We start from the raw sequence: 23,784 nt of genomic DNA, 5'->3' as shown, positions 1-23,784 counted from the left end.
CCATGGGGAGACGACGATGCCGCACGCCGCCTGGGCCGAACTCGAGGCCGCCGCCCGCCGGGACGCGGACGCCCGAATCCAGGATCAATTCACGGCCGACCCCCACCGGCTGGCGCGGCTGACCCTAGATGCGGCGGGCCTGCACATCGACCTGTCCAAGCAGAGCTGGACCCAGGCGGGCCTGGATGCGGCGCTGGCTCTGGCCCGCGTCCGCGACGTCGAAGGCCGTCGCGCGGCCCTGTTCAACGGCGAGGCGGTCAACCTGACCGAAGATCGTGCTGTGCTGCACCCGGCCCTGCGTGCGCCAAACGGCGCCGACTTCCGCGCCCTGGGCGAGCCCGTCTCGGCCGAAGTCGAGGCCGTGCGCGCCGAAATGAAGGCCTATGCCGAAGCTTTGCGGTCCGGGAATGAAACAGGCGCCAGCGGACGCCCCTTCAAGACGGTGCTCCATATCGGCATCGGCGGTTCCGATCTGGGACCGCGCCTGATCTGGGACGCCCTGCGCCCGCTCGATCCGGCTATCGACCTGCGGTTCGTCGCCAACATCGATCCGCGCGACATGGCCGAGGCCTTGATCGGGCTGGATCCTGAAACCACCCTGGTGATCGTCGTCTCCAAGAGCTTCACCACCCAGGAGACCCTGCTGAACGCCCAGGCCGCCAAGGCCTGGCTGGCCGCCGCCCTTCCGGCTGAAGGAATGACGAAACACTTCATCGGCGTCACCGCCGCTCCGGACAAGGCGGCGGCCTTCGGCTGCGGCCGCGCCTTTGCATTCCGGGACTGGGTCGGCGGACGCTATTCCCTGTGGTCAGCGGTCAGCCTGTCCTGCGTCATCGGCCTGGGCTGGGACGCGTTCCAGGGCTTCCTCGACGGCGCCGCCGCCCTGGACCGCCACTTCCTCGGGGCCCCGCTGGAGAGGAACGCGCCGGTGATGCTGGCCCTGGCCGAAATCTACAACGTCAACGGCCTGCACCGCCCAGCGCGCACCGTCGCTCCCTACGCCCACGACCTGCGCCGCCTGCCCGCCTTCCTGCAGCAGCTCGAAATGGAATCGAACGGCAAGCAGGTGCGCCGCGACGGATCGCCCGTCGGCCGCCAGACCTGCCCTGTCATCTTCGGCGAGCCCGGCGCCAACGGTCAGCACGCCTTCTTCCAGCAGTTGCACCAGGGGCCGCAGGTCGTTCCGGTCGAGTTCATCATCGTGGGCCGCACCTGCGATAAAACGCCCTCGACCTATCTGTGGGCCAACGCCCTGGCTCAGGGGCAAGCCTTAATGCTGGGCAAGACAGAGACCCAAGCTCGCGCTGAACTCATCGCTTCGGGCGCCTCAGAAGCGGAAGCCGACCGCCTGGCGCCGCATAAGGCCTTCCCCGGCAACCGGCCGTCGACCGCCATTCTGATGGAGCGGCTGACGCCTCAGACCCTCGGCGCCCTGATCGCCCTCTATGAGCACAAGACCTTCGTCGAGGGCGTGCTGTGGGACATCAACAGCTTCGACCAGTGGGGCGTTGAGCTGGGCAAGGTTCTGGCCAAGGCCTTGCTGAAGGACGCCGCCACGGGAACGCCTTCAGAGGATCTCGACCCCTCCACGGCGGATCTTCTGCGGCGACTGACGACGTGATCGTCGTCGCCCCGGCCTGGCAGCGGCTGGAGGGTCTGGCCTTGCTCGCCCTCGCCGCCCTGGCCTATGCCCGCCTTGGCCAGGGCTGGGCGATGTTCGCCGTTCTCTTCCTGGCCCCCGACCTCTCATTCGCCGGCTACCTGGCCGGTCCGCGCGTGGGCGCATGGACCTATAATCTGGCGCACAGTCTGATCGGGCCGTTGGCGCTGGCGGGGGCGAGCCTGCTCGTCGCCGCGCCCTTGGCGACCGCTCTCAGCCTGATCTGGCTGGCGCACATCGGATTCGATCGCGCGCTCGGCTATGGGCTCAAGTCGCCGGACGCCTTCGGCCTCACCCACCTGGGCCTGATCGGCCCCGCCAGGCGCGCGGCGCAAGCTGATCGCTAGGATCGATGCTGCGCAGCCGCCCGGCCGGAGGTTCCTCGCCACAGGGGGTCGGTGCTAAGGCATGGCGGCACAACAGACGGCGAGGCGGCCATGGACATGTTGCTGGAGTTGACGGTCGCCACCGCCATGGTGCTGCTGACCGTGGGAGCACACGCGATCGGGTTGCTCTGTCTGGGTCGCGTGCTGGCGGCCCTGGAATCGCGGGAAAGTCCGCCCCCCACGGCGATCCGCCTCAACCCCCTGTCCACGCGCGGCGCCCTCTATACGGTGACGCTGGTGCTGGGCCTCTTCTTCATTCACGGGCTGGAGATCTGGAGCTACGCCGCCCTCTTCTACCTGCTGGGCGCCGTGCCAGACCTGCGCGAGGCAGTCTATTTCTCGTCCATCAGCTACAGCTCCATCGGCTACGGCGACGCCTCCATCGACCCGGAGTGGAAGCTGCTGGGCGCGATCGAAGGCATCAACGGCGCCATCCTGCTGGGCTGGACGGTGGCCTTCTTCGTCGCCGTCATGGGACGGCTGCTGCCGAGCGCCGAGCGAAACAGCGGCTTCGAGTAGGCCCGCCCATGAAAAAAGGCCCAGCCATGCAGCCGAGCCTTTCTCATCTTACCCTCCGCCTACCAGCGGCGGTCGTATCGATAGTCGCGATCACGATCACGACCACGATCGCGACGGTTCTGATGGCTGCGCCATTCGCCATGGTTCCGCCAATAGCGGCCGTCCCGATAATAGCGGTCGTCGCCCCGCTCGTAACGGCCGTTGTAATAGCCGTCGCGGCTGTTGATGCCGTGCTCGCGTTCCCAGTGGCCCTGGTTCCGATAGCAGCGGCCGCCACGGCGATAGCCGCAGTCGTCGTTGTTCGAGGACGACGCCGCGCCCAAGGCTGCGCCCGCCAGGGCGCCGCCCGCGACATAGCGTCCGTCGCCTTGACCGATCAAAGCCCCGGCGACGCCGCCGACCACGGCGCCCAGGACCGCGTCACGACCGGTGTTGTCGCGATCGCGGTCGCGATAGTGCTGAGCGGCGGCCGGGGTCGAAGCCAGCATCGTCAAGGCGATAGCGCCCACGCCGATCTTGGTCAGGGTCTTCATGGCGGGCTCCTTTCGAAAGCCGGTTGATCCGTTGTCCCCCTTTTAGCGGCGCCTGTCTGAACGACCTCGGCGGCGGGCGTTCATTTTCGCTTCATCTTGAGACCGGATTTCGGGCGCCGTCGCCCTTGACGCCCCCCCTCCCCCTGCCTAACTCCCCGGTCGTTAGCACTCGGGGAGGGCGACTGCCAAAGTCGCGGGCTCCGAGGGCTGGAACCAACATCCTAACGGGAGTTACTCAGATGGCGTTTCGTCCGCTCGGCGACCGCGTGCTGGTCAAGCGCGTTGAAGAAGAATCCAAGACCAAGGGCGGGATCATCATCCCCGACACGGCCAAGGAAAAGCCCCAGGAAGGCGAAGTCGTCGCCGTGGGCCCCGGCGTCCGTGACGAAGACGGCAAGTTCGTCGCCCTGGAACTGAAGGCCGGCGACCGCGTCCTGTTCGGCAAGTGGTCGGGCAGCGAAGTGAAGATCGACGGTGAAGACCTGATCATCATGAAGGAATCCGACGTCCTGGGCGTGCTGTCCTAAGCGAAATCGGTCCGGCCGCTTCGCGGACGGGCTCAGATATTCGCGGCACTGACAGCCGCCTCTGGTTTCCGGTTTCTGATTTAAAATCTTATAGATAGGAGCTGCCCGCATGGCCGCTAAAATCGTAAAATTCAACACCGACGCCCGCGACAAGATGCTGAAGGGCGTCAACGTCCTGGCTGACGCCGTCAAGGTGACCCTGGGTCCGAAGGGCCGCAACGTCGTGATCCAGAAGTCGTTCGGCGCCCCGCGCTCGACCAAGGACGGCGTCTCGGTCGCCAAAGAGATCGAGCTGGAAGACGCCTTCGAGAACATGGGCGCCCAGATGATCCGCGAAGTCGCCTCCAAGGCGAACGACAACGCGGGCGACGGCACCACCACCGCCACCGTTCTGGCTCAGGCCATCGTGCAAGAGGGCCTGAAGGCCGTCGCCGCCGGCATGAACCCGATGGACCTGAAGCGCGGCATCGATCAGGCCGTCGCCGTGGCCCTGGACGAAGTGAAGACCATCTCCAAGCCGGTCTCCAACAACTCGGAAATCGCCCAGGTCGGCACCATCTCGGCCAACGGCGACGCTGAAATCGGCGAGCTGATCGCCCTGGCCATGGCCAAGGTCGGCAACGAAGGCGTCATCACGGTCGAAGAAGCCAAGACGGCCGAAACCACGGTCGACATCGTCGAAGGCATGCAGTTCGACCGCGGCTACCTGTCGCCCTACTTCATCACCAACCCGGACAAGATGGAGGTCTCCCTCGAAGAGCCGCTCATCCTGCTCCACGAGAAGAAGCTGACCTCGCTGCAGCCGATGCTGCCGGTGCTGGAAGCCGTGGTTCAGTCGGGCCGTCCCCTGCTGATCATCGCCGAGGACATCGAAGGCGAAGCCCTGGCCACCCTGGTGGTCAACAAACTGCGCGGCGGCCTGCGCGTCGCCGCCGTCAAGGCTCCGGGCTTCGGCGACCGCCGCAAGGCCATGCTGGAAGACATCGCCATCCTGACGGGCGGCCAGGTCATCTCGGAAGACCTGGGCATCAAGCTTGAAACGGTCACGCTCGACATGCTGGGCAAGGCCAAGAAGGTCCAGATCACCAAGGACGACACCACCATCGTCGAAGGTTCGGGCGAGAAGGACGGCATCGAAGCCCGCGTGGCCCAGATCAAGCGTCAGATCGAGGACACCACCTCGGACTACGACAAGGAAAAGCTGCAAGAGCGTCTGGCCAAGCTGGCCGGCGGCGTCGCCGTCCTGCGCGTCGGCGGCTCGACCGAAGTCGAAGTGAAGGAAAAGAAGGACCGCGTCGACGACGCCCTGAACGCAACCCGCGCCGCTGCCGATGAAGGCATCGTCCCGGGCGGCGGCGTGGCCCTGCTGCAAGCCTCCAAGAAGCTGATCGATCTGAAGGGCGTCAACGCCGATCAGAACGCCGGCATCAACATCGTGCGCCGCGCCCTGCAGGCTCCGATCCGTCAGATCTCGGAAAACTCGGGCGTCGAAGGCTCGATCGTGGTCGGCAAGGTCATGGAATCGACCGACGCCTCGTTCGGCTTCAACGCCCAGACCGAAGAGTACGGCGACCTCGTCCAGATGGGCGTGATCGATCCGGCCAAGGTTGTCCGTTCAGCTCTGAAGTCGGCCGCCTCGGTCGCCGGCATCATGATCACCACGGAAGCCGCCATCGCTGACGCGCCCAAGAAGGGCGGCGCCGGCGGCGCCCCCGACATGGGCGGCATGGGCGGCATGGGCGGCATGGACTTCTAAGTCCAAGCTGACCAACCTTAAGACTGCGGAACCCCCGATCGGAAACGGTCGGGGGTTTTGCTATGCGAAGGCATGGCACACTACGTCCGCATTGATCCTCGCATCCAAACTATCGCTCAATTGGAAGTCTGCGCCGCAGCCCTCGAACGAGCAAAGCACGATGCGGGTGAGTTGGTGCAGGCCGTTCGTGCTTGCCACCTGGCGCTCTATTCTGCTCTCGTCGCGTCGCTTGCTGGCCCCGTCGCTATTGGCGCGTTTGGGCAGAAACTGGCAGCCAAACATCTGATGTGGATGACTTCAAACGATGCAGCCAAAGGCGATTACCCCGGCGATCGGGTCCAAGAAATGGATGCACTGCTTCAAAGCGCACAAGGCACCGGCCTTGTTAAGAATTTCGGCGGTGATCCACTCCTACTCGCATCGAAGGATGCCGACTTGATCACTCGATTGCAGACGGCCCGACATACGATTGAACATCCTAAACCCGGAACTCACAGCCTCGAGATAGTCTGGCTAATCGAACCATTGACGGTAGCGTCTTCAGTCTCGCTTTGGCTACTCGAGCATCCCTCAATTCGCCACCATACGAATGAAGAGGAATTGGGCCAAGCGCGTATCGCCGTTGCGGAAATTGGACGCCTGGCCGCCGAAACAATGCTGCGCCTAAAGGCCTAACCCATCTCTCCCACCTCACGCCCCGCCAAGCGCGCGCCTTCGACCACTGCCGGGTCGGTCCGGGCCGTGTCCAGCACCCAGTCGCGGAAGCGGGCGATCTTGGGAGTCAGGCGGCGGCCGGGCGGATAGCAGAGCCAATAGCCCTCGGCCAAGGCAACGGTCTCGTTGAACGGCCGCACCAGCAGGCCGCGCTCGATCTCGCGGCCGTAGAGGATGGGCGAGCCGAGGGCCACGCCCTGATCGCCCAGCGCCGCCGCCACCTCCATCGCCTGATTGTCGGCGGTCAGGCGCGGCGGCGGGGCGGCGTCGGCGGGCACCACACCGGCGGCGGCGAACCAGGCGGCCCACTCCTCCGGCTCTCCGACCAGATGAGCGCGCTTCAAGTCCGCAGGCGTCTTCAGCTCCAGCCGGTCGCGCATGGCCGGCGTGCAGACGGGCGTGAAGACGGCGGGCATCAGAAAACGGCTTTCCAGCCCCGGCCAGCGGCCCGAACCGAAGCGCAGCGCCACGTCCAGCCCATCCGCGCCCAGGCTAGACAGGCCGGGGCTGGTGTCCACCCGCACGGCCAGGTCGGGATTGGCCAATTGAAACGTCCCCAGACGCGTCGCCAGCCACTGGGTCGCCAGGGTCTGGAGCGTGGTGACGGCCAACACGCCCTGGTCGGTCTCGATCACCTCGGCCACCGCCCGACGCAGCAGGGTCATCGCCTCGGTCGCCGCCGTGGCCAGACGCTCGCCCTCGGGGGTCAGGCTCACCTGCCGCGTGCCCCGTGTGAACAAGGGCCGCTCCAACCGTTGCTCCAGGTCGCGAATACGCCAGCTGACCGCCGCCTGGCTCATGCCCAGAACCTCGGCCGCGCGCGTGAAGCTGAGCAGGCGCGCCGCCGTCTCGAACACGCGAAGGGCGTCGACCGGGATGCGGGAAAGAGGATCGGACATAAGCCAACCTTATGGATGAACGCCGTCGTCTCGTTTGTGACGCGCGCCACCATGCGCCATCCTGCACCTCTCAGAAAGGAGGACGAAGTCATGGAGCACATCTACCGCACTCATAAGGAACCCGCGTGGGGTTGGATCGGCGCCCTGTTCGACGCCCGCCGACTTTCTCGCCGCGAAACCGGCGATGTCCGCCGCAGGGCCCGACCCTGCCCGACGCCCCCGCGCCGGGCGGCCTGCTGACGGCTGCCGCTGCGCCGGGCGCGGCTCCAAAGCGCGCGCCAAGCGCGACAAGGCGTCGCGCCCGGCGTTCTTCCCTCAGCGGAGCAGTTGCCCCCGCGTCACGCCCCCGCCCATAAAGGCGCCTTCATCGTCACAGAGGGGGCCCTGATCGATGCGCCGCACCACCCGTATTCCGTCCTTCGCCGCAGCCGCGCTGATCGCCGCCGCCGGTCTGAGCGTCGCTGTTCCGGCCGAGGCGCAATCGCGCCGCGCCGCGCCTGCCGCAGAGCGTTCCGACTGGCCCGCTCGCCCCGCCCCCGCACAGACGCGCGCCGTGACCTTCGCCGCCTCGGCCGCACCATCGGGCGCCCTGGTTCTACCGCTAGCGTCGGAGGCTGAATTGGCCGCGCGCAGCGCCGCCCTGGACGCCGCGACGCGCCAGGCGATCGCCTCAGCCCTGACCGCCGCCCGCTTCGACTACAAGGCGCGCCAGACCCTGAGCCTGCACGGCGTCGGCGGCTGGGACCGCATCCTGGTCGTCGGCCTGGGCGAGGCGCCCAAGGCCGCCGACGTGCAGACGGCGGGCATCGTCGCGGGCCGCGCGCTGAACAGCCAGCCCGGCGCCCTGACGGCACTGACCTCGGGCCTGTCGGCGGATCTGGCCTCGGAACTGGCGACAGGTCTGGGCATCGGCCACTATCGCTCGGATCTCTACCTCACCACCGGCCGTGACCGCCCAGCGCCCGGCGCCCTGACCGTGGTGGCCGATGACGCGGCCGGCGCCCAGGCGCATCACCGTCGCGGCGCCGCCCTGATCGAGGCCATGGCCTGGACCCGCGACGTGTCCAACGAACCGGCCAACGTCATCTATCCGGAAAGCTTCGTCGAGCGCGCCCGCGCCGCCTTCGCCGGCGCGCCGGGGGTCGAGATCACCGAGCTGGACGTACCCGCCATGCAACGCCTGGGCATGGGCGCCCTGCTGGGCGTCGGCCAGGGCTCCAGCCGCCCGCCGCGCCTGCTGGCCGTGCGCTATCGCGGCCAGGGCGCGCCCAGCGACGGCCCGATCGCCCTGTTGGGCAAGGGCATCACCTTCGATTCCGGCGGCATCTCGATCAAGCCGGGCGCCAACATGGGCAATATGAAGATGGACATGTCCGGCGCCGCCAGCGTCGTCGGCGCGGTCCTGGCCCTGGCCAAGTCCGGCGCGCCCGTGGATGTGGTCGCCGTCGCTGCCCTGGCTGAAAACATGCCCGACGGGAACGCCATCCGCCCGGCCGATGTGCTGACCGCCATGAACGGCAAGACCATCGAAATCATCTCGACCGACGCGGAAGGCCGCCTGGTGCTGGCCGACGCCGTGGTCTGGGCCGACACGACGCTGAACCCCGCCGCCATCGTCGACGTGGCCACCCTGACCGGCTCGGTCGGCGGCGCGCTGGGCAATGACTATGCGGGCCTGTTCAGCCGTCACGACGCCCTGGCTGATCAGTTGAAAACCGCAGGCGACGCCACGGGCGAGACGCTGTGGCGCCTGCCGCTGCACCCCTCCTATGTGCGGGCCACCGCCTCGACCATCGCCGACATCAAGAACTCGGGCGACGGCGGCGCGGGCGCAGGCACGGGCGCCCATTTCATCGGTTATTTCGCTCGCCCGGAGACGCCCTGGGCGCATCTGGACATCGCCAACATGGCCTTTGGCGCAGCCAACGACGTAAAACCGGCCGGGTCGGCGGGCTACAGCGTGCGCCTGCTGGAACGCTTCGTGCGCGACTTCCAGCCGGTGGCCAAGGAAAAGGGCACGGGCGGCTATTGAGGCCGTCCCCTCTCAGCCTTCCTTGATGGCGACGATCTCGACCGACTGGCCCGCGACCGTCGCCTCATCCCCTTTGCGTTTGCCCATCAGGGCGCGGGCCAGGGGCGAGACGTGGCTGACGCTGCCCTTGGTCGGGTCGGCCTCGTCCTCGCCGACGATGCGCCAGGACTGGGTGCGCCCGTCCTCGCGCTCGATCGTCACCGTGTCGCCGAAACGCACCTTGCCGTCCGGCGGCGCCTCGACCAGCTGGGCCGTGCCACGGCGCGCGGACCAGTAGCGCAGGTCGCGCGTCGCCCGCGCCATGGCCGTGCGGTCAGCCTCGATCGAACCTGCCGCCTGCGCCGCCGTATAGGCCGCGCGCGCGGCCGCCAGCTCAGCCTCGATCTGGGCCAGCCCCTGCGGCGTGACGAGGTTGGGATGGGGCGAGATCGGCCGGTCCGGCAGGTCCGCCGCCGTGGCTTCCAGATCTTCTTCCCGTGTAAAGGCGACGCTCATGTCCGCCAGCATAGGCCGCGGCGGTCATTCCGGCTAGGAAGGCGTCGATGACGCGCTCCCCCTCCACAGTCGCCGTAATCGGCGCCGGCCCTGCCGGGCTGATGGCCGCCGAACGTCTGGCCCAGGCGGGCCTGCGCGTCGTCGTGCATGAGCGGATGCCCTCGGTTGCACGCAAATTCCTGATGGCCGGGCGCGGCGGGCTGAACCTGACCCATTCGGAGCCGCCAGAGCCGTTCCTGAACCGCTATGACGCCGCCGCGCAAGGGCGCATCAAAAGCTGGCTGGACGCCTTTTCTCCCGCCGATCTGATCGAATGGATCGAGGGACTGGGCCAGCCGACCTTCACCGGTTCGTCCGGCCGGGTGTTTCCGAAGGCGATGAAGGCCTCGCCGCTGCTGCGCGCCTGGCTGGCGCGGCTGGAGGGGCTGGGCGTCGAGATCCGCACCCGCTCGCGCTGGACCGGCTGGCAGGGCGAAGCCCTGACTTTCGACACGCCAGACGGCGAGCGGATTGAACGGCCCGACGCCGTGATCCTGGCCCTCGGCGGCGCCAGTTGGGCCAAGCTGGGATCGGACGCCGCATGGGTTCCGGCGTTAGAAGAGGCCGGCGCCGCCGTGGCTCCCTTCCGACCCGCCAACGTCGGCTTTGACGTGGACTGGTCGCCGTTGTTCCGCGACCGCTTCGCCGGGACGCCGTTGAAAGGCGTCGCCCTGACGCATGAAGGCCGCACCGTGCGCGGCGAGGCCATGATCGCCGCCTATGGGATCGAGGGCGGCGGCGTCTACGCCCTGTCCGCCGGTCTGCGCGAGGCGGTGGAGCGCGACGGATCGACCGTGCTGACGCTCGACCTGCGGCCCGATCTGAGCATCGAGGCGCTGACGCAACGCCTGTCGAAACCGCGCGGCAAGGACAGCCTGTCGAACTGGCTGCGCAAGGCCGCGCGGCTGGACTCAACGGCCGTCGCCCTGCTGCGCGAAGCCGGAACCCTGCCCGCAGAACCCGCCGAACTGGCCGCGCGGATCAAGGGCGTCGCCCTGACCTTGACCGGGGTGCAGGGTCTGAGCCGCGCCATCTCCTCGGCCGGTGGCGTCGCTCTGGACGCCGTGGACGAGCGGTTGATGCTGAAGGCGCGGCCCGGCGCCTTTGCGGCGGGCGAAATGCTGGACTGGGAGGCGCCGACCGGCGGCTATCTGCTCCAGGCCTCGTTCGCCTCGGGCGTTGTCGCAGCGGAGGGCGTGCGCGTCTGGCTGGACGGGCGCTGAAGTCTTTCGGGGTCGACAGCGGCGGCCTCAGGGGGCAGCGTGGCGCAAACATTTCAGATGTCGAGCCTGCCCATGTCCCTGCCCCGTTCCGCCGCCGTCGGCCTGATCGCTGTCCTGATGTGTTCGACCTCCGCGCTCGCTCAAGCCGGCCGCGTCGACCCGGCCCGGCTGAACGAGGCGACCCGCGTTCTGGCGTCTGATGAGTTCGAAGGTCGTGCGCCCGTCACGCCCGGCGAAGACCGCACCATCGAGTGGCTGTCGCAGCAGTTCCAGGCGCTCGGCCTCGAACCCGGCGGCCCGAACGGATCATGGGTCCAGGTGGCCCAGGTCAGCCGCACCAGCCAGGACGGCCCCGCCGCCATCAGCGTTTCTTCCAACGGCCGCACGACCGAACTGCAACGGGCCAAGGACGTCATCGTCTCCTCCGACCGGCCGGTGCAGCGCATCACCCTGACCGATGCGCCGCTGGTCTTCGTCGGCTATGGCGTGGACGCGCCCGAGCGCGGCTGGGACGACTACAAGGGCGTCGACCTGACCGGCAAGATCATGCTGGTGCTGGTCAACGACCCCGACTTCGGCGCGCCCGAAGGCCATCCGATCAATGGCAAGTTCGACGGCCAGGCCATGACCTTCTATGGCCGCTGGACCTACAAGTTCCAGGTGGCGGCGGCGCACGGCGCGGCGGGCGTTCTGGTCATCCATGACACGCCGGGCGCGGGTTATCCGTGGTCGACGCTGGAGAATTCCTCGACCGCGCCCAAGTTCGACATCGTCCGCGCCGACCCGGACAAGGAGCGCGTGGCGGCGCAAGGCTGGATTCAGGGCGCTGTGGCCGAACAGCTGTTCCGGGACGCCGGGCTGGACTTCGCCGCCCTGAAGGATCAGGCGCGCACCCCCGACTTCCGCCCCGTGGCGCTGGACGGCGTGAGCATGTCCATCGACTTCGGCCAGAAGGCCGACCGGGTCGAGACGCGCAACGTCATCGGCCGCCTGCCCGGAACCCAATATCCGGACGAGACGGTGATGTTCGGCGCCCACTGGGACGCCTATGGCCGCGCCACGCCCAAGAACGGCGACGACATCTATAACGGCGCCATCGACAATGCGACGGGCGTCGCGGGCGTCATGGAGATCGCCCGCCTGTTCGCGGAGGGGCCGCGCCCCGAACGCTCGACCGTCTTCATCAGCTGGGCGGCCGAGGAAACGGGCCTGCTGGGCGCTGAATACTATGCCGCCAATCCGGTCTGGCCGCTGGAGACGACCGTCGCCAACATCAATATGGACAGCCTGCTGCCGGGGACCGAGATCGACCCCAACATCGTCGTCATCGGCGCGGGCAAGAACGATCTGGACCACCGGCTGGCGGTTCTGGCCGCGCGCGAGGGACGCCGCCTGATCCCCGATCCTGCGCCGCACGCGGGGGCCTTCTACCGCTCGGACCACTTCCCGCTGGCGCGCAAGGGCGTGCCCGCCCTGTTCGCCGCTGCGGGCTTCACCGGCCACAACGAAGCCAGCCGCGATTACGTCGCCAACCGCTATCATCAGCCTTCGGACGAATGGACGCCGCAGTGGAAAATGGACGCCGCCGCCGCCGATGTTCAGCTGCTGTATGAAGTCGGCCGCGACCTGGCCAACTCGCGCGACTGGCCCGCGTGGAAGCCGGGCGACGAGTTCGAAGGCGCCCGCAACGCCTCGGCGTCCGCTCGCAAGTGACGTGAAGCCGCCAAGGCGCTAGACCGCATCCATGACCAGCCTCACCGAACTCCACGGCGTCTGCCCGCCGCGTTTCAACGCGGTGAAGGACGCCTTCGCCGCCAACTTCACCGACGCGCCCGAGGGGCTGAACGAACTGGCCGCGCGTTTCAGCGTGACCATCGACGGCGAGGTGGCGGTGGACCTGTGGGCCGGGTCGGCCGATCTGGCAGGGACCAAGCCCTTCGCCGAGGACACGCTGGTCCCGGTCTTCTCGACCGGCAAGGCGGTGATGGCCCTGATGATCGCGCGGTGCGTGGACAAGGGGCTGCTGTCCTATGAGGACCGGGTCGCCGACCACTGGCCCGCCTTCGGCGCGGCGGGCAAGGACCAGCTGACCGTCGGTCAGTTGATGAGCCACCAGTCCGGCCTGCCGGGCTTCTCCGACGGCGTCGAACCGGCCATCTGGTTCGACCGTCAGGCGGTGTTGGATAAGCTGGCGGCCCAGACGCCGCTATGGGCGCCGGGGACGGCGTCCGGCTATCACCCCATCACCATCGGCTATCTGGCGGGCGAGCTGTTCCGCATCGTCGACGGGCGAACCATGGGGACGGCGTTGCGCGAAGACTTCGCCCAGCCGTTCGATCTGGATCTGTGGATCGGCCTGCCTGAGGCCGAGCACGGCCGCGTCGCGCAACTTCGCAAACCCGCCGCCGCACCGGACCTCGGCCCCATCGACGCGATCAAGAAGGCCGCCTTCCTGGATCGCGGCTCGGCGCCCGGCGGACGCGGCTCGACCGAGTGGCGCATGGCGGAGATTCCCTCCGCCAACCTGCACGGCACGGCGCGCGATCTGGCGCGGATGATGTCCATCGTCGCCACCGGCGGCTCGCTGGATCATCTGGCCGTGTTGTCGGAAGAGACCCTGACCCAGGCGACGCGCGAACGCATCCACGGGCCGGATAAGGTCGTGCCGTTCCATATGAACTGGGCGGCCGGGTTCATGCGCAACGAAGGCTTGAACATCTTCGGCCCCAACCCGACAACGGTCGGCCATACCGGTTGGGGCGGATCGATGGCGTTGGCGGATCAGGCGGCGGGGGTCTCGGCCGCCTATGTCATGACGCGCCAATCGCCCCACCTGCTCGGCGATCCGCGTGCCCTGCGGCTGGTCGAAGCGCTCTACACGGCCTTGTAGGGCGGCGTCTTAGGCTTCCGGCCCCCAGGCCAGCTGGTCGTGGACGATCAGCCAGCCGTCGACCGTGCGGCGCAGGATGCGAGTGAACAGGCCGCGATGGGTCTTGCCGTCGCGCGTCATCACCGCACGCCCCGAGACCACCGCCGTGTTGACGTCGAACTGCATGGTCTCGAACCACTCATAGGACAGCGCTCCCAGCCCGCCCGGCGCCGCCGCGCGGGCGTCCAGGGCGGCGCGCACGCTATCAGGCCCCTTCAGCGGGGTGTCGCCCAGAAAGACCAGCAACGGCTCGTCGTGAACATAGGTGGCCATGACCGCGTCCACCTGACCCGAGGTCCAGGCGGCGGCGGCGGCGTCCAGGGCGTCGCTGACCGCGTCGAAGGTCTCGGCCGTGGTCGGCGGGGCGGCCACGGCGACGGGCGCGCCCGGCGCGGCGGTAGGCGCGGCCTCGCGGCTAACCCCGACGCGAGCGGTGCGGATCACTTCATCGCCGCCGGTCTGGACCACGCCATGGGCGCAGGCCGAAGTCCCCCCGGCGAGCAGAACGGATGCGGCGGCGGCGGCGAGGAAGCGGGAACAGATCATCATCGCCTTCTTCTTTAGGCCGGGACGGCGTCCGACCTCAACGCGCAGGCGGCGGATTCTCGCCAAGAGCGTCCATGCGATCCTCGGCCGGGTCGTCCAGCAGGCCCGGTTCGGGCGCCACGATGGTCTCGGCGGTGTCCGACGCGCGACGCACCTTGAGCACGGCGCCCAGGGCGAAGACGGCGGCTCCGACCCAGATGAAGGCGAAGGAGGCGATCCGCAGACTCCCCAGGGCCTCGCCCTGCAAGGCGCCGATGAAGAAGACGATGGTCGGCGCCAGGAACTGCAGGAACCCCATGCTGGACAAGGGCATCCGCCGCGCCGCCCAGGCGAACAGGGCCAGAGGGATGACCGTCGCCGGTCCGGCGAACAGCAGCCAGGCGGTGGCGGCGGGCGAGGCGGTGAAATGGCCCTGGCCCGTCGCCTCGATGAAGACGACCCAGGCCAGGCCGGGCAGGGCCAGCAGCAGGCATTCCATGAACAGGCCGGTCTGAGCGTCGACCGAGACCCGTTTGCGGATGATGCCGTAGCCGGCGAAGCTGAAGGCCAGCAGCAGCGACACCCAAGGCATATGGCCCAGGGCGACGGCCTGAAGCACCACGCCCACCGCCGCCAGGCCGATGGCGGCGGCGCCGAAGCGGTCGATCCGCTCACGGAACAACCAGGCGCCGGCGGCCATGTTCAGCAGCGGATTGAGATAATAGCCGAGCGAGGCGTCCAGCGTCCGGCCGTTGTTCACCGCCATGACGTAGGTGGTCCAGTTGGCGGCGATCAGCACCGCCGACAGGGCCAGCCAGCCCAGCACCTTGGGCTGTCGGAAGACGGCGACCACCTGGGTCCACTGCCGCGACAGCATGACCAGGATCAGGGCCCAGACCAGGCCCCAGACGGCGCGGTGGCCCATGATCTCCCAGGCGTCGGCCCCCTGGTGCGCCATCTGCTGGAACACGAGGGGAATGAAACCCCACAGCAGGTAGCAGAGCACCCCCGCCGCCAGGGCGGCGCGGGCTTCGGACGCAGGAGGAGCAGAAGACGCGCTCACGCTGAAACCTTTCGATCCCCGCCGCATCGCCGACGCGGCGGGATCATGGAGTGCTCAAACCGCCCTCAAGCAGCCTCGCACCGCGTGCGAGGCGTTAGGGCCTCTTAGACTGTCAAAGTGCGGTAGCCGCTCTTGGGCGAGATGACGCCGGTCTCGTCCAGCAGTTGGGCGATCTGCACGGCGTTCAGGGCCGCGCCCTTGCGCAGGTTGTCCGACACCACCCAGAACGACAGGCCGTGCTCGACCGTCGGATCCTTGCGGATGCGCGACACATAGACAGCGTGATCGCCCGCAGCGTCGACCGGGGTGATGTAGCCGTCGTGTTCCTGCTTATCGACGACCAGGATCCCCGGCGCCTCGCGCAGGATCTCGCGCGCCTCGTCCGGTTCGATCGGGCGGTCGAACTCGACCGTCACGGCTTCCGAATGGCCGACGAAGACCGGCACGCGGACGCAGGTCACGGTCAGCTTGATCGACGGGTCGAGCATCTTGTGCGTCTCGTCCCACATCTTGGCTTCCTCGTCGGTATAGCCGTCGTCGCGGAACGAACCGATGTAGGGAATGACGTTAAAGGCGATCTGCTTGGGGAATTTCTTCGGCGTGGCGTCGCCCAGGCCGTAGATGGCCTTGGTCTGGTTCCACAGCTCGTCCATGCCTTCCTTCCCGGCGCCCGAGACGGACTGATAGGTCGAGACGACGACGCGCTTGATCTTGGCCGCGTCATGCAGCGGCTTCAGCGCCACCACCAGCTGAGCGGTCGAACAGTTGGGGTTGGCGACGATGTTCTTCTTGGTCGCCAGTTTGGCGTCGTCCGGGTTCACTTCCGGCACGATCAGCGGCACGTCCGGATCCTGACGGAAGGCCGAGGAATTGTCGATGACGATGGGGCCGGCCTTGCCGATCTTCTCGGACCAGGCGCGCGAGACGTCGCCGCCGGCGCTCATCAGCACCAGGTCGACGCTCGAGAAGTCGAACTGCTCGATGTCCTGACATTTGATGGTCTTGTCGCCGAAGGAGACCTCGACGCCTTTGGATTTTCGGGAGGCGATCGCGTGCATCTGTTCAACGGGGAAGTTCTCTTCCTCGAGAATGGTCAGGATTTCCCGACCGACATTGCCGGTGGCGCCTACGACGGCGACGCGATAGCCCATGATGAAATCATCCTTTGTTCGGGGGCGTTTGGGAGAAACGCTTCTGCATTTGGGTCCTTCGCAGTCGCGAAGCAACCAGAATCCTCCAATTCGCCGCCGGAATCCGCGACCGCCTTCCCCCGGCCCCATCCGAGGGCTATCTGCTGGCCATGACCTCCCGTATCCGCAACGCTTACGACATCCGCGTGGAAGAGGGCGTGATCACGCCCGAACCGGCCCAGGCCGCCCTGATCGGCGCGCTTGAACGGCTGGAGACCGACCTGTCGAAGAAGGGGCTGTTCGGCGCCCTGCCCGAGGTCAGGGGCATCTACATCTGGGGCCCGCCCGGACGCGGCAAGTCCATGCTGATGGACCTCTTCTATTCCTCGACGCCCGAGCAGAAGAAGGTCCGCGCCCACTTCCACGCCTTCATGGCGCGCATCCATGATCTGGTGAAACAGTGGCGCGAAGGCACGCCGCGCAGCCGCAAGGACGTCTTCGGGACCAGCAAGGGGGACGACCCCATTCCGCCGATCGCCGCCCTGATCGCCTCAGAGGCGCGGCTGCTGTGCTTCGACGAGCTTCAGGTCACCGACATCGCCGACGCCATGATCCTGGGCCGTCTGTTCGAGGCCCTATTCGAGAAGAAGGTGGTGCTGGCCGTCACCTCGAACCGCGCGCCCGAAGACCTCTATAAGAACGGCATCAACCGCCAGCTCTTCCTGCCCTTCATCGACATTCTCCGCCAGCGCTGCGACGTGGTCGAGACGGCGGGCGCGCGCGACTTCCGCCTGGACCGCATGGCCGGAGCCAAGGTCTGGTTCTCGCCCCTGGACGCCGAGGCGCGGCAAGGCTTCGAGACCCTGTGGTCCGACCTCAAGGGCGGCGAGCCGGAAGAGCCCATCGCCCTGCCGGTGCTGGGCCGCGAGGTGAAGCTGGAACGCACGGTCGGCGGCATGGCGCGCGCCACCTTCAGCGAGCTGTGCGGCCGCCCGCTGGGGCCGCAGGACTATCTGGCCGTCGCCCGGCGCTTCCACACCCTGTTCCTGGCCGACGTGCCCTTGCTCAGCCCCGCGAACCATCATGAGGCCCGTCGCCTGGTGACGCTGGTCGATGCGCTCTACGAGGCCAAGACCCGCCTGGTCGTCTTGGCGCAGGCCGCGCCCGAAGCGCTCTATACCGAGGGCGTCGGCGCCTTCGAGTTCGAGCGGACGGTATCGCGCTTCAACGAGATGCAGAGCGAGGCCTGGCTGGAGCAACGGGAAGAAGCCGAAGCGGCATAGCGCCCCTTCCGCTCATCCCGGCATCCGCTTGGATGAGCGGTTTCTAGGGATGGCGCACGAAAAAGGGCCGCGCCTTTCAGCACGACCCCTTTCCAATTCAGACGCCTAGACGCTCAAGCAGCGCGGCTCCGCGAGCCGCGCGTTAGCGCCCGCTGGCCTTAGGCCAGCGAGGGTTCAATGTCCTTGCAGGCCTGGATCAGGCCCTGGACCGAGGCGACCGACTTGGCGAACATCGCCTTTTCGTCGTCGTTGGTGGTGAACTCGATGACCTTCTCGACGCCGGCGGCGCCGATCAGGGCCGGGACGCCGACGTAGAGGTCCGACAGGCCGTATTCGCCCGACAGCCACACGGCGCACGGCAGGACGCGCTTCTGGTCCAGCAGGTAGGACTTGGCCATGGCGATGGCGGATTCAGCCGGGGCGTAGAAGGCCGAGCCGGTCTTCAGCAGGGCCACGATCTCGCCGCCGCCCTTGCGGGTGCGCTCGACGATGGCGTCCAGGTCGGCTTGCGACAGGAAGCCCGCGGCGACCGCGTCCGGCAGCGGCAGGCCGCCGACCGTCGAGTGGCGCACCATCGGCACCATGTCGTCGCCGTGACCGCCCAGGGTCCAGGCGTGGATGTCCTGCACCGAGACGCCGGTCTTTTCAGCCAGGAAGTAGGCGAAGCGAGCCGAGTCCAGCACGCCGGCCATGCCGATGACCTTTTCCTTCGGGAGCCCTGAGAACTTCTGCAGGGCCCAGACCATGGCGTCGAGCGGGTTGGTGATGCAGATGACGAAGGCGTTGGGGGCGTGCTGCTTGATGCCCTCGCCGACGGCCTTCATGACTTTCAGGTTGATGCCGATCAGGTCGTCGCGGCTCATGCCCGGCTTGCGCGGCACGCCGGCGGTGACGATGCAGACGTCGGCGCCCGCGATGTCGGCGTAGTCGTTGGCGCCCTTCAGGGCCACGTCCTGACCGAAGACGGCCGAGGCTTCGGCGATGTCCAGAGCCTTGCCCTGGGGGGTGCCTTCGGCGATGTCGAACAGGATGACGTCGCCCAGCGCTTCACGCGCAGCCACGTGGGCCAGGGTTCCGCCGATCATTCCGGCGCCGATAAGGGCGATCTTCGCGCGAGCCATTCAGGTCTCTCCAGTCGATATTGCGTGTGCGAAACGGTAGTCGCTGGAACGGCGGTCTAGACCTGTCGGCGGGTCGCGGCAAGCGTTCCGCGTTGCGCCTTTCGTCGGGGCCTGCGAGGCTGCGGCCATGGCGAAACCCACGGACGCTCCCCCGATGACGGACGCCGCCTATGAGGCGCGCGCCCTGGCCGAGGCCCTGGCCTGGCGCGACCGCCAGCTGAAACGACCCGGCCTGTGGGACAAGACCACCCGCGCGATCCAGGACCGCATCAACCGCGTCATTCCCGAGCGCGTGCACGAGATCGTGACCGGCGCCGTCCAGCAGATGACGCGCGGCCTGCTGGCCGGATCGGAATGGACCACCGCCCGCCCCCTGGCCGAAGGCGCCCTGCAGGAGCGCGAAGCCAGGGTCCGCACGCGCATCGAGCTGTATCGCACCACCGCCAGCGTCGAGGGCGGGGTGGCGGGGGCCGGGGGCTTCCTGATGGCGGCGGCGGACTTTCCGGCCTTGATGGCCATCAAGGTCAAGATGCTGTTCGAGATCGCCGCCCTGTACGGCTACTCCAGCCGCGACCTGAAGGAGCGGATGATCGTCCTGCGCATCTTCCAGCTGGCCTTCTCTAGCGCCCGGCATCGACCCGAAGCCCTGGCCGCGCTGGAGGCCGCCATGCACGCCTCGCATGACCCAGACGCCCTGAAGATCTTCGACTGGCGCAAGTTCCAGCTGGAGTATCGCGACTACATCGACGTGGCCAAGCTGGCCCAAATGCTGCCCCTGGTCGGCGCGCCGATCGGGGCCGTGGTCAACTGGCGCCTGACCCAGCGCCTGGCCGAAACGGCGATGAACGCCTATCGCCTGCGCCTTCTCGCCGATCAGGACGCCGCATGAACTTCACCGCCGACCCCGCCTTCGAGGCCGCCTCTGTCTTCGCCGTCGACTGGCCCCTGTGCCAGGTGCGGTTTCAGGACGACGCCCGCTTTCCCTGGGTGATCCTGCTGCCCCGCGTGGCCGGCGCGGTCGAGCTGGAAGACCTGACGCCCGAACAGCGCGCCCTTCTGAGCGAGGAGATCGTTCGCGCCGGCGCCCTGGTGCGTGCACTGGGCGCTCTGCGCGATGCTCCGGTCGACAAGCTGAACGTCGCCGCCCTGGGCAATGTCACAGCCCAGCTTCACGTCCATGTCGTCGGCCGCCGCCGCGACGACCCCCTGTGGCCCGACCCGGTCTGGGGTCGGCCAGGGGCGGTTCCTTGCACAACCGAAACGCGCGATGCGGCCCTGACGCACGTCGCATCCTTCTGATCCAAGACTTAGGGACCGACTTTCGTTCGGAATCGCCCCCCTTCGTTGACACCCCCCCTTCTGCGTCACTAAAGCCTGTTGCACTGCAATCCGGCCCTGAATTTCCACGGGTTTTTTGAGAATCATTCGCATGTCGAACACTCCCCCGGCTGCGGGCGAAACTGGCGACCGGACGGGCCGCTACGTCCGTCACCCCAATGGGCACGTCGCACCGATGTCGCCCTTCACCGATATCTGGCGCTGGCACATGACCATGGTCGCGTCGATCCTGTTCCGCGTCACCATCGGCGCGGCCAGCGTGGGCGTCGTCCTGCTGCTGGGCTGGGTCGCGGTCGTCGCCTGCGGCCCGGACGCCTTCGCCTCGCTCGCCGCCTTCTCGGGTTCGCCGTTCGGCCTGTTCATCTGGTTCGGCCTGACGTGGGTGCTGTTCTCCTTCCTGCTGAACGGCGCGCGCCACCTGATCAACGACGCGGGCAAGGGGCTGGACCTCAAGTCCGCCAACCTGATGGCCCAGATCGCCGTCTGGGGTCCGATCGTCCTGGCCGTCCTGTTCTGGGTCGTGCTGTTCGCCACCGGAAAGGTTTCGCTGTGAGCGCCGCGCCCAAGTTCAAGAACAATGTGAAAATCTCCGAGCGTCACGGCGCCGGGGAATGGAAACTCGAGAAGCTGGCGCTTCTGGCGCTGATGCCGCTGGGCCTGTGGGTCCTGTCGACCGGCTTCACCCTGGCCGGCGCCGACTACGGCGCGATCATCGCCTGGTTCGGCAGCACGCTGAACGCCGGGCTTCTGGCCGTGACGGCGGTGGTCTTCTGCCTGTTCGCCAGCCTGGCCTGGAAGGTGATCCTCGAGGACTACGTTCCCGGCCCCTCCCGCTCGTCGCTGATCCTGGTCTCGAACCTGGTCTTCCTCGTGCTGGCCGCCGCCAGCATCTTCTTCATCGTGCGTCTGGCGCTGGGCTCGGCCCCGCTGCCGGCCGGAGTCTGATCCCGCCATGGCTGCATACGAGCTTATCGATCACGAATACGACGTCGTCGTCGTCGGCGCCGGCGGTTCGGGCCTGCGCGCCGCCCTCGGCGCCGCCCAGCAGGGCCTGAAGGTCGCCTGCGTCACCAAGGTCTTCCCGACCCGCTCCCACACTGTGGCGGCCCAGGGCGGCATCTCCGCCTCGCTCGGCAACATGGGCGAGGACAGCTGGCAGTGGCACATGTACGACACCGTCAAGGGGTCGGACTGGCTGGGCGACCAGGACGCCATCGAATACCTGGTCCGCAACGCGCCCCAGGCCGTCTATGAGCTTGAGCACTGGGGCGTGCCCTTCAGCCGCACCGACGAAGGCAAGATCTACCAGCGCGCCTTCGGCGGCATGACCCGCAACTTCGGCGAAGGCCCGGTGCAGCGCACCTGCGCCGCCGCCGACCGCACCGGCCACGCCATCCTGCACACCCTGTACGGCCAGTCGGTCCGTCGCGAGGTGAAGTTCTTCATCGAATACTTCGCCCTGGACCTGATCATGCAGGACGGCGCCTGCACCGGCGTCACCGCGCTTCAGCTCGACACCGGCCAACTTCACCAGTTCCGCGCCAAGATGGTGGTGCTGGCGACCGGCGGCTACGGCCGCGCCTACTTCTCGGCCACCTCGGCCCACACCTGCACCGGCGACGGCAACGCCATGGTGCTGCGCGCCGGCCTGCCGCTGCAGGACATGGAGTTCGTGCAGTTCCACCCGACCGGCATCTACGGCGCCGGCTGCCTCATCACCGAGGGTGCCCGCGGCGAAGGCGGCTATCTGACCAACTCGGAAGGCGAACGCTTCATGGAGCGCTATGCGCCGACCGTGAAGGACCTGGCCCCGCGCGACATGGTCAGCCGCTCCATGACCATCGAAATCCGCGAAGGCCGCGGCGTGGGTCCGAACAAGGACCACATCTTCCTGCACCTGGATCACCTGGATCCCAAGATCCTGCACGCGCGCCTGCCGGGCATCTCGGAATCGGCCAAGATCTTCGCCGGCGTCGATGTGACCAAGGAGCCGATCCCGGTCCTGCCGACCGTCCACTACAACATGGGCGGCATCCCGACGAACTATCACGGCGAGGTGCTGACGCTGCGCGACGGCAACCCCGACAGCGTGGTTCCGGGCCTGATGGCCGTGGGCGAGGCCGCCTGCGTCTCGGTGCACGGCGCCAACCGCCTGGGCTCCAACTCCCTGACCGACCTGGTGGTGTTCGGCCGCGCCGTCGGCCTGCGCTGCGGCGAGGTCGTGGACAAGAACTCGGCCGTGCCCTCGGCCTCCAAGGCCCAGACGGACGCGCACCTGGCCCGCCTCGACCGCTTCCGCAACGCCTCGGGCTCGACTCCCACGGCGCACCTGCGTCTTGAGATGCAGCGCGCCATGCAGGCCGACGCCGCCGTCTTCCGCACCGGCAAGACCCTGGACGAAGGCGTCCAGAAGCTGCGCTCGATCGACGCCGCCGGTTCGGACATCAAGACCACGGACCGCGGCCTGATCTGGAACACGGACCTGGTGGAGACGCTGGAGTACGACAACCTGATCGCCCAGGCCGTCGTCACCATCGAAGGCGCGGCCAACCGCACGGAATCGCGCGGCGCCCACGCCCGCGAGGACTATCCGGACCGCGACGACGTCAACTGGATGAAGCACACCCTGGCGTGGAAACGTCCGGGCGAAGGCGTCCAGATCGACTACCGTCCGGTGCACAAATACACGATGACCGACGAGGTCTCGTACATCGAGCCCAAGGCTCGGGTTTACTAAGGGGGATCGCAGATGGTTCAGCTCAACCTCCCGCGCGGCTCCAAGCCCACGACCGGCAAGGTCCACAAGGCTCCGGCCGGCGCCAAGAACGTCAAGACCTACAAGGTCTATCGCTACGACCCGGAGACGGACGCCGATCCGCGCTGGGACTCGTACGAGGTCTCGACCGACGATCACGGCCCCATGCTTCTGGACGCCCTGATCCACATCAAGAATGAGATCGACCCCACCCTGTCGTTCCGTCGCTCGTGCCGTGAAGGCATCTGCGGCTCGTGCTCGATGAACATCGACGGCAGCAACACCCTGGCCTGCACCAAGGGCTGGGACGAGTGCTCGTCGCACAACATCACCATCGCCCCCCTGCCGCACCAGCCGGTGGTCAAGGACCTGGTGACGGACCTGTCGCTGTTCTACGCCCAGTACGACTCCATCCAGCCCTACCTCCAGTCGGACACGCCCGACCCGGAAAAGGAACGCCTGCAGTCGCCCGAAGACCGCGAAAAGCTGGACGGCCTGTACGAGTGCATCCTGTGCGCCTGCTGCTCGACCTCGTGCCCGAGCTACTGGTGGAACCAGGAAGAATACCTCGGCCCGGCGGCCCTGCTGCAGTCTTACCGCTGGATCTCGGACAGCCGCGACGACGCGACCCAGAAGCGCCTCGACGACCTGGAAGACCCGTTCAAGCTGTATCGCTGCCACACGATCATGAACTGCGCCCAGGTCTGCCCCAAGGGGCTGAACCCGGCCAAGGCGATCGCCGAGACCAAGAAGCTGATGGTTTCGCCGTCCCGCAAGAAGACGGCCGCCTGATCCAGCCGGTCGGAACGAAAAGAAAAGCCCCCGGCGCCGCCTGGTTCCGGGGGTTTTCCTTGGCC

General features: G+C 67.7%; 24 protein-coding genes. 17 read left to right on the top strand and 7 right to left on the bottom strand.

The window, feature by feature from the left end:
• The first annotated feature begins 16 nt into the window (after window positions 1-16).
• From pgi to AC3IPP_RS16970, 3 genes are all read left to right on the top strand, one after another.
• Window positions 17-1,621 (top strand): glucose-6-phosphate isomerase, encoded by a 1,605-nt coding sequence (gene pgi, locus AC3IPP_RS16980; protein ID WP_489149794.1) that lies wholly within the window; start codon window positions 17-19, stop codon window positions 1,619-1,621.
• Window positions 1,618-2,007 carry a DUF4260 domain-containing protein gene (locus AC3IPP_RS16975; protein ID WP_489149793.1) on the top strand — a complete coding sequence of 130 codons (390 nt, stop codon included), beginning with the start codon at window positions 1,618-1,620 and terminating at the stop codon, window positions 2,005-2,007. The genes pgi and AC3IPP_RS16975 overlap by 4 nt, the downstream gene beginning before the upstream one ends.
• A 90-nt stretch (window positions 2,008-2,097) precedes the next feature.
• The gene (locus AC3IPP_RS16970) at window positions 2,098-2,565 is read left to right on the top strand and encodes an ion channel (protein ID WP_489149792.1); all 468 of its coding nucleotides are present in this window, start codon (window positions 2,098-2,100) and stop codon (window positions 2,563-2,565) included.
• Between the two features lie 59 nt (window positions 2,566-2,624).
• On the opposite strand, the gene AC3IPP_RS16965 is transcribed toward AC3IPP_RS16970, so the two are convergent.
• Window positions 2,625-3,098 carry a YMGG-like glycine zipper-containing protein gene (locus AC3IPP_RS16965; protein ID WP_087141853.1) on the bottom strand — a complete coding sequence of 158 codons (474 nt, stop codon included), beginning with the start codon at window positions 3,096-3,098 and terminating at the stop codon, window positions 2,625-2,627.
• Between the two features lie 239 nt (window positions 3,099-3,337).
• Here AC3IPP_RS16965 and groES point away from each other — a divergent pair, with 239 nt between their 5' ends.
• The 3 genes from groES to AC3IPP_RS16950 all read left to right on the top strand — a co-directional run bounded on the left by groES (window position 3,338) and on the right by AC3IPP_RS16950 (window position 6,056).
• Window positions 3,338-3,625 (top strand): co-chaperone GroES, encoded by a 288-nt coding sequence (gene groES / locus AC3IPP_RS16960; protein WP_003166488.1) that lies wholly within the window; start codon window positions 3,338-3,340, stop codon window positions 3,623-3,625.
• Between the two features lie 109 nt (window positions 3,626-3,734).
• Window positions 3,735-5,381 carry a chaperonin GroEL gene (gene groL, locus AC3IPP_RS16955; RefSeq protein WP_087141854.1) on the top strand — a complete coding sequence of 549 codons (1,647 nt, stop codon included), beginning with the start codon at window positions 3,735-3,737 and terminating at the stop codon, window positions 5,379-5,381.
• 72 nt (window positions 5,382-5,453) lie between these two features.
• The gene (locus AC3IPP_RS16950; protein WP_489149791.1) at window positions 5,454-6,056 is read left to right on the top strand and encodes a hypothetical protein; all 603 of its coding nucleotides are present in this window, start codon (window positions 5,454-5,456) and stop codon (window positions 6,054-6,056) included.
• On the opposite strand, the gene AC3IPP_RS16945 is transcribed toward AC3IPP_RS16950, so the two are convergent.
• Complete coding sequence (locus AC3IPP_RS16945; RefSeq protein ID WP_489149790.1) at window positions 6,053-6,994, bottom strand: LysR substrate-binding domain-containing protein; 942 nt, start codon at window positions 6,992-6,994, stop codon at window positions 6,053-6,055. The genes AC3IPP_RS16950 and AC3IPP_RS16945 overlap by 4 nt on opposite strands.
• Before the next feature lie 391 nt (window positions 6,995-7,385).
• Here AC3IPP_RS16945 and AC3IPP_RS16940 point away from each other — a divergent pair, with 391 nt between their 5' ends.
• Complete coding sequence (locus AC3IPP_RS16940; protein ID WP_489149789.1) at window positions 7,386-9,026, top strand: leucyl aminopeptidase; 1,641 nt, start codon at window positions 7,386-7,388, stop codon at window positions 9,024-9,026.
• 12 nt (window positions 9,027-9,038) lie between these two features.
• On the opposite strand, the gene greA is transcribed toward AC3IPP_RS16940, so the two are convergent.
• Window positions 9,039-9,521: a transcription elongation factor GreA gene (greA, locus tag AC3IPP_RS16935; protein WP_489149788.1), complete on the bottom strand. Its 483-nt coding sequence runs from the start codon at window positions 9,519-9,521 to the stop codon at window positions 9,039-9,041.
• A 47-nt stretch (window positions 9,522-9,568) separates the two neighbouring features.
• Here greA and AC3IPP_RS16930 point away from each other — a divergent pair, with 47 nt between their 5' ends.
• The 3 genes from AC3IPP_RS16930 (at window position 9,569) to AC3IPP_RS16920 (ending at window position 13,673) form a co-directional block, all read left to right on the top strand.
• A complete protein-coding gene (locus tag AC3IPP_RS16930; RefSeq protein WP_489149787.1) occupies window positions 9,569-10,783 on the top strand; it encodes a BaiN/RdsA family NAD(P)/FAD-dependent oxidoreductase in 1,215 nt (404 codons plus the stop codon).
• A gap of 72 nt (window positions 10,784-10,855) precedes the next feature.
• On the top strand, window positions 10,856-12,496 hold the full coding sequence (locus tag AC3IPP_RS16925; protein ID WP_489149786.1) for a M28 family metallopeptidase: 1,641 nt from the start codon (window positions 10,856-10,858) through the stop codon (window positions 12,494-12,496).
• A 31-nt stretch (window positions 12,497-12,527) separates the two neighbouring features.
• Window positions 12,528-13,673, top strand: coding sequence for a serine hydrolase domain-containing protein (locus tag AC3IPP_RS16920; RefSeq protein WP_489149785.1), 1,146 nt, complete (start codon window positions 12,528-12,530; stop codon window positions 13,671-13,673).
• A 9-nt stretch (window positions 13,674-13,682) separates the two neighbouring features.
• Here the strand turns inward: AC3IPP_RS16920 and AC3IPP_RS16915 are convergent, their stop codons facing one another.
• The 3 genes from AC3IPP_RS16915 to AC3IPP_RS16905 all read right to left on the bottom strand — a co-directional run bounded on the left by AC3IPP_RS16915 (window position 13,683) and on the right by AC3IPP_RS16905 (window position 16,451).
• The gene (locus AC3IPP_RS16915) at window positions 13,683-14,261 is read right to left on the bottom strand and encodes a Cif family virulence factor (RefSeq protein ID WP_087141330.1); all 579 of its coding nucleotides are present in this window, start codon (window positions 14,259-14,261) and stop codon (window positions 13,683-13,685) included.
• Between the two features lie 34 nt (window positions 14,262-14,295).
• Entirely contained in the window at window positions 14,296-15,300 is a 1,005-nt protein-coding gene (gene rarD, locus AC3IPP_RS16910; RefSeq protein WP_489149784.1) for an EamA family transporter RarD, read from the bottom strand.
• A gap of 104 nt (window positions 15,301-15,404) precedes the next feature.
• Window positions 15,405-16,451, bottom strand: a complete 1,047-nt coding sequence (locus tag AC3IPP_RS16905) for an aspartate-semialdehyde dehydrogenase (protein WP_313575467.1) — start codon at window positions 16,449-16,451, stop codon at window positions 15,405-15,407.
• 149 nt (window positions 16,452-16,600) lie between these two features.
• Here AC3IPP_RS16905 and zapE point away from each other — a divergent pair, with 149 nt between their 5' ends.
• Window positions 16,601-17,713 (top strand): cell division protein ZapE, encoded by a 1,113-nt coding sequence (gene zapE, locus AC3IPP_RS16900; protein ID WP_489149783.1) that lies wholly within the window; start codon window positions 16,601-16,603, stop codon window positions 17,711-17,713.
• Between the two features lie 158 nt (window positions 17,714-17,871).
• Here zapE and mdh read toward each other — a convergent pair whose 3' ends face one another.
• Window positions 17,872-18,834 (bottom strand): malate dehydrogenase, encoded by a 963-nt coding sequence (gene mdh, locus AC3IPP_RS16895; protein ID WP_087141327.1) that lies wholly within the window; start codon window positions 18,832-18,834, stop codon window positions 17,872-17,874.
• 127 nt (window positions 18,835-18,961) lie between these two features.
• Here mdh and AC3IPP_RS16890 point away from each other — a divergent pair, with 127 nt between their 5' ends.
• From AC3IPP_RS16890 to AC3IPP_RS16865, 6 genes are all read left to right on the top strand, one after another.
• Window positions 18,962-19,723, top strand: a complete 762-nt coding sequence (locus tag AC3IPP_RS16890) for an EcsC family protein (protein WP_489149782.1) — start codon at window positions 18,962-18,964, stop codon at window positions 19,721-19,723.
• On the top strand, window positions 19,720-20,133 hold the full coding sequence (locus AC3IPP_RS16885; protein ID WP_489149781.1) for an HIT domain-containing protein: 414 nt from the start codon (window positions 19,720-19,722) through the stop codon (window positions 20,131-20,133). The genes AC3IPP_RS16890 and AC3IPP_RS16885 overlap by 4 nt, the downstream gene beginning before the upstream one ends.
• 130 nt (window positions 20,134-20,263) lie before the next feature.
• Window positions 20,264-20,725, top strand: coding sequence for a succinate dehydrogenase, cytochrome b556 subunit (sdhC, locus tag AC3IPP_RS16880; RefSeq protein WP_489149780.1), 462 nt, complete (start codon window positions 20,264-20,266; stop codon window positions 20,723-20,725).
• On the top strand, window positions 20,722-21,117 hold the full coding sequence (locus AC3IPP_RS16875; RefSeq protein WP_087141323.1) for a succinate dehydrogenase, hydrophobic membrane anchor protein: 396 nt from the start codon (window positions 20,722-20,724) through the stop codon (window positions 21,115-21,117). The genes sdhC and AC3IPP_RS16875 overlap by 4 nt, the downstream gene beginning before the upstream one ends.
• Before the next feature lie 7 nt (window positions 21,118-21,124).
• Window positions 21,125-22,909, top strand: coding sequence for a succinate dehydrogenase flavoprotein subunit (sdhA, locus tag AC3IPP_RS16870; protein ID WP_087141322.1), 1,785 nt, complete (start codon window positions 21,125-21,127; stop codon window positions 22,907-22,909).
• A 12-nt stretch (window positions 22,910-22,921) separates the two neighbouring features.
• On the top strand, window positions 22,922-23,719 hold the full coding sequence (locus AC3IPP_RS16865; RefSeq protein ID WP_087141321.1) for a succinate dehydrogenase iron-sulfur subunit: 798 nt from the start codon (window positions 22,922-22,924) through the stop codon (window positions 23,717-23,719).
• Window positions 23,720-23,784: the final 65 nt, after the last annotated feature.

This window comes from Brevundimonas sp. KH_060 (assembly GCF_057838275.1).
Note: the sequence above shows the minus strand (reverse complement) of the source record. Positions and strands in the feature narration are given on the sequence as shown.

What these genes read in the sequence shown, in the direction of transcription:
- pgi (WP_489149794.1), top strand. Translation starts at nt 17, where the DNA reads ATGCCGCACGCCGCCTGGGCCGAACTCGAGGCCGCCGCCCGCCGGGAC.
- AC3IPP_RS16970 (WP_489149792.1), top strand. Translation starts at nt 2,098, where the DNA reads ATGGACATGTTGCTGGAGTTGACGGTCGCCACCGCCATGGTGCTGCTG.
- AC3IPP_RS16965 (WP_087141853.1), bottom strand. Translation starts at nt 3,098, where the DNA reads ATGAAGACCCTGACCAAGATCGGCGTGGGCGCTATCGCCTTGACGATG.
- groES (WP_003166488.1), top strand. Translation starts at nt 3,338, where the DNA reads ATGGCGTTTCGTCCGCTCGGCGACCGCGTGCTGGTCAAGCGCGTTGAA.
- groL (WP_087141854.1), top strand. Translation starts at nt 3,735, where the DNA reads ATGGCCGCTAAAATCGTAAAATTCAACACCGACGCCCGCGACAAGATG.
- AC3IPP_RS16950 (WP_489149791.1), top strand. Translation starts at nt 5,454, where the DNA reads ATGGCACACTACGTCCGCATTGATCCTCGCATCCAAACTATCGCTCAA.
- AC3IPP_RS16945 (WP_489149790.1), bottom strand. Translation starts at nt 6,994, where the DNA reads ATGTCCGATCCTCTTTCCCGCATCCCGGTCGACGCCCTTCGCGTGTTC.
- AC3IPP_RS16940 (WP_489149789.1), top strand. Translation starts at nt 7,386, where the DNA reads ATGCGCCGCACCACCCGTATTCCGTCCTTCGCCGCAGCCGCGCTGATC.
- greA (WP_489149788.1), bottom strand. Translation starts at nt 9,521, where the DNA reads ATGAGCGTCGCCTTTACACGGGAAGAAGATCTGGAAGCCACGGCGGCG.
- AC3IPP_RS16930 (WP_489149787.1), top strand. Translation starts at nt 9,569, where the DNA reads ATGACGCGCTCCCCCTCCACAGTCGCCGTAATCGGCGCCGGCCCTGCC.
- AC3IPP_RS16925 (WP_489149786.1), top strand. Translation starts at nt 10,856, where the DNA reads ATGTCCCTGCCCCGTTCCGCCGCCGTCGGCCTGATCGCTGTCCTGATG.
- AC3IPP_RS16920 (WP_489149785.1), top strand. Translation starts at nt 12,528, where the DNA reads ATGACCAGCCTCACCGAACTCCACGGCGTCTGCCCGCCGCGTTTCAAC.
- AC3IPP_RS16915 (WP_087141330.1), bottom strand. Translation starts at nt 14,261, where the DNA reads ATGATGATCTGTTCCCGCTTCCTCGCCGCCGCCGCCGCATCCGTTCTG.
- AC3IPP_RS16905 (WP_313575467.1), bottom strand. Translation starts at nt 16,451, where the DNA reads ATGGGCTATCGCGTCGCCGTCGTAGGCGCCACCGGCAATGTCGGTCGG.
- zapE (WP_489149783.1), top strand. Translation starts at nt 16,601, where the DNA reads ATGACCTCCCGTATCCGCAACGCTTACGACATCCGCGTGGAAGAGGGC.
- mdh (WP_087141327.1), bottom strand. Translation starts at nt 18,834, where the DNA reads ATGGCTCGCGCGAAGATCGCCCTTATCGGCGCCGGAATGATCGGCGGA.
- AC3IPP_RS16890 (WP_489149782.1), top strand. Translation starts at nt 18,962, where the DNA reads ATGGCGAAACCCACGGACGCTCCCCCGATGACGGACGCCGCCTATGAG.
- AC3IPP_RS16885 (WP_489149781.1), top strand. Translation starts at nt 19,720, where the DNA reads ATGAACTTCACCGCCGACCCCGCCTTCGAGGCCGCCTCTGTCTTCGCC.
- sdhC (WP_489149780.1), top strand. Translation starts at nt 20,264, where the DNA reads ATGTCGAACACTCCCCCGGCTGCGGGCGAAACTGGCGACCGGACGGGC.
- sdhA (WP_087141322.1), top strand. Translation starts at nt 21,125, where the DNA reads ATGGCTGCATACGAGCTTATCGATCACGAATACGACGTCGTCGTCGTC.
- AC3IPP_RS16865 (WP_087141321.1), top strand. Translation starts at nt 22,922, where the DNA reads ATGGTTCAGCTCAACCTCCCGCGCGGCTCCAAGCCCACGACCGGCAAG.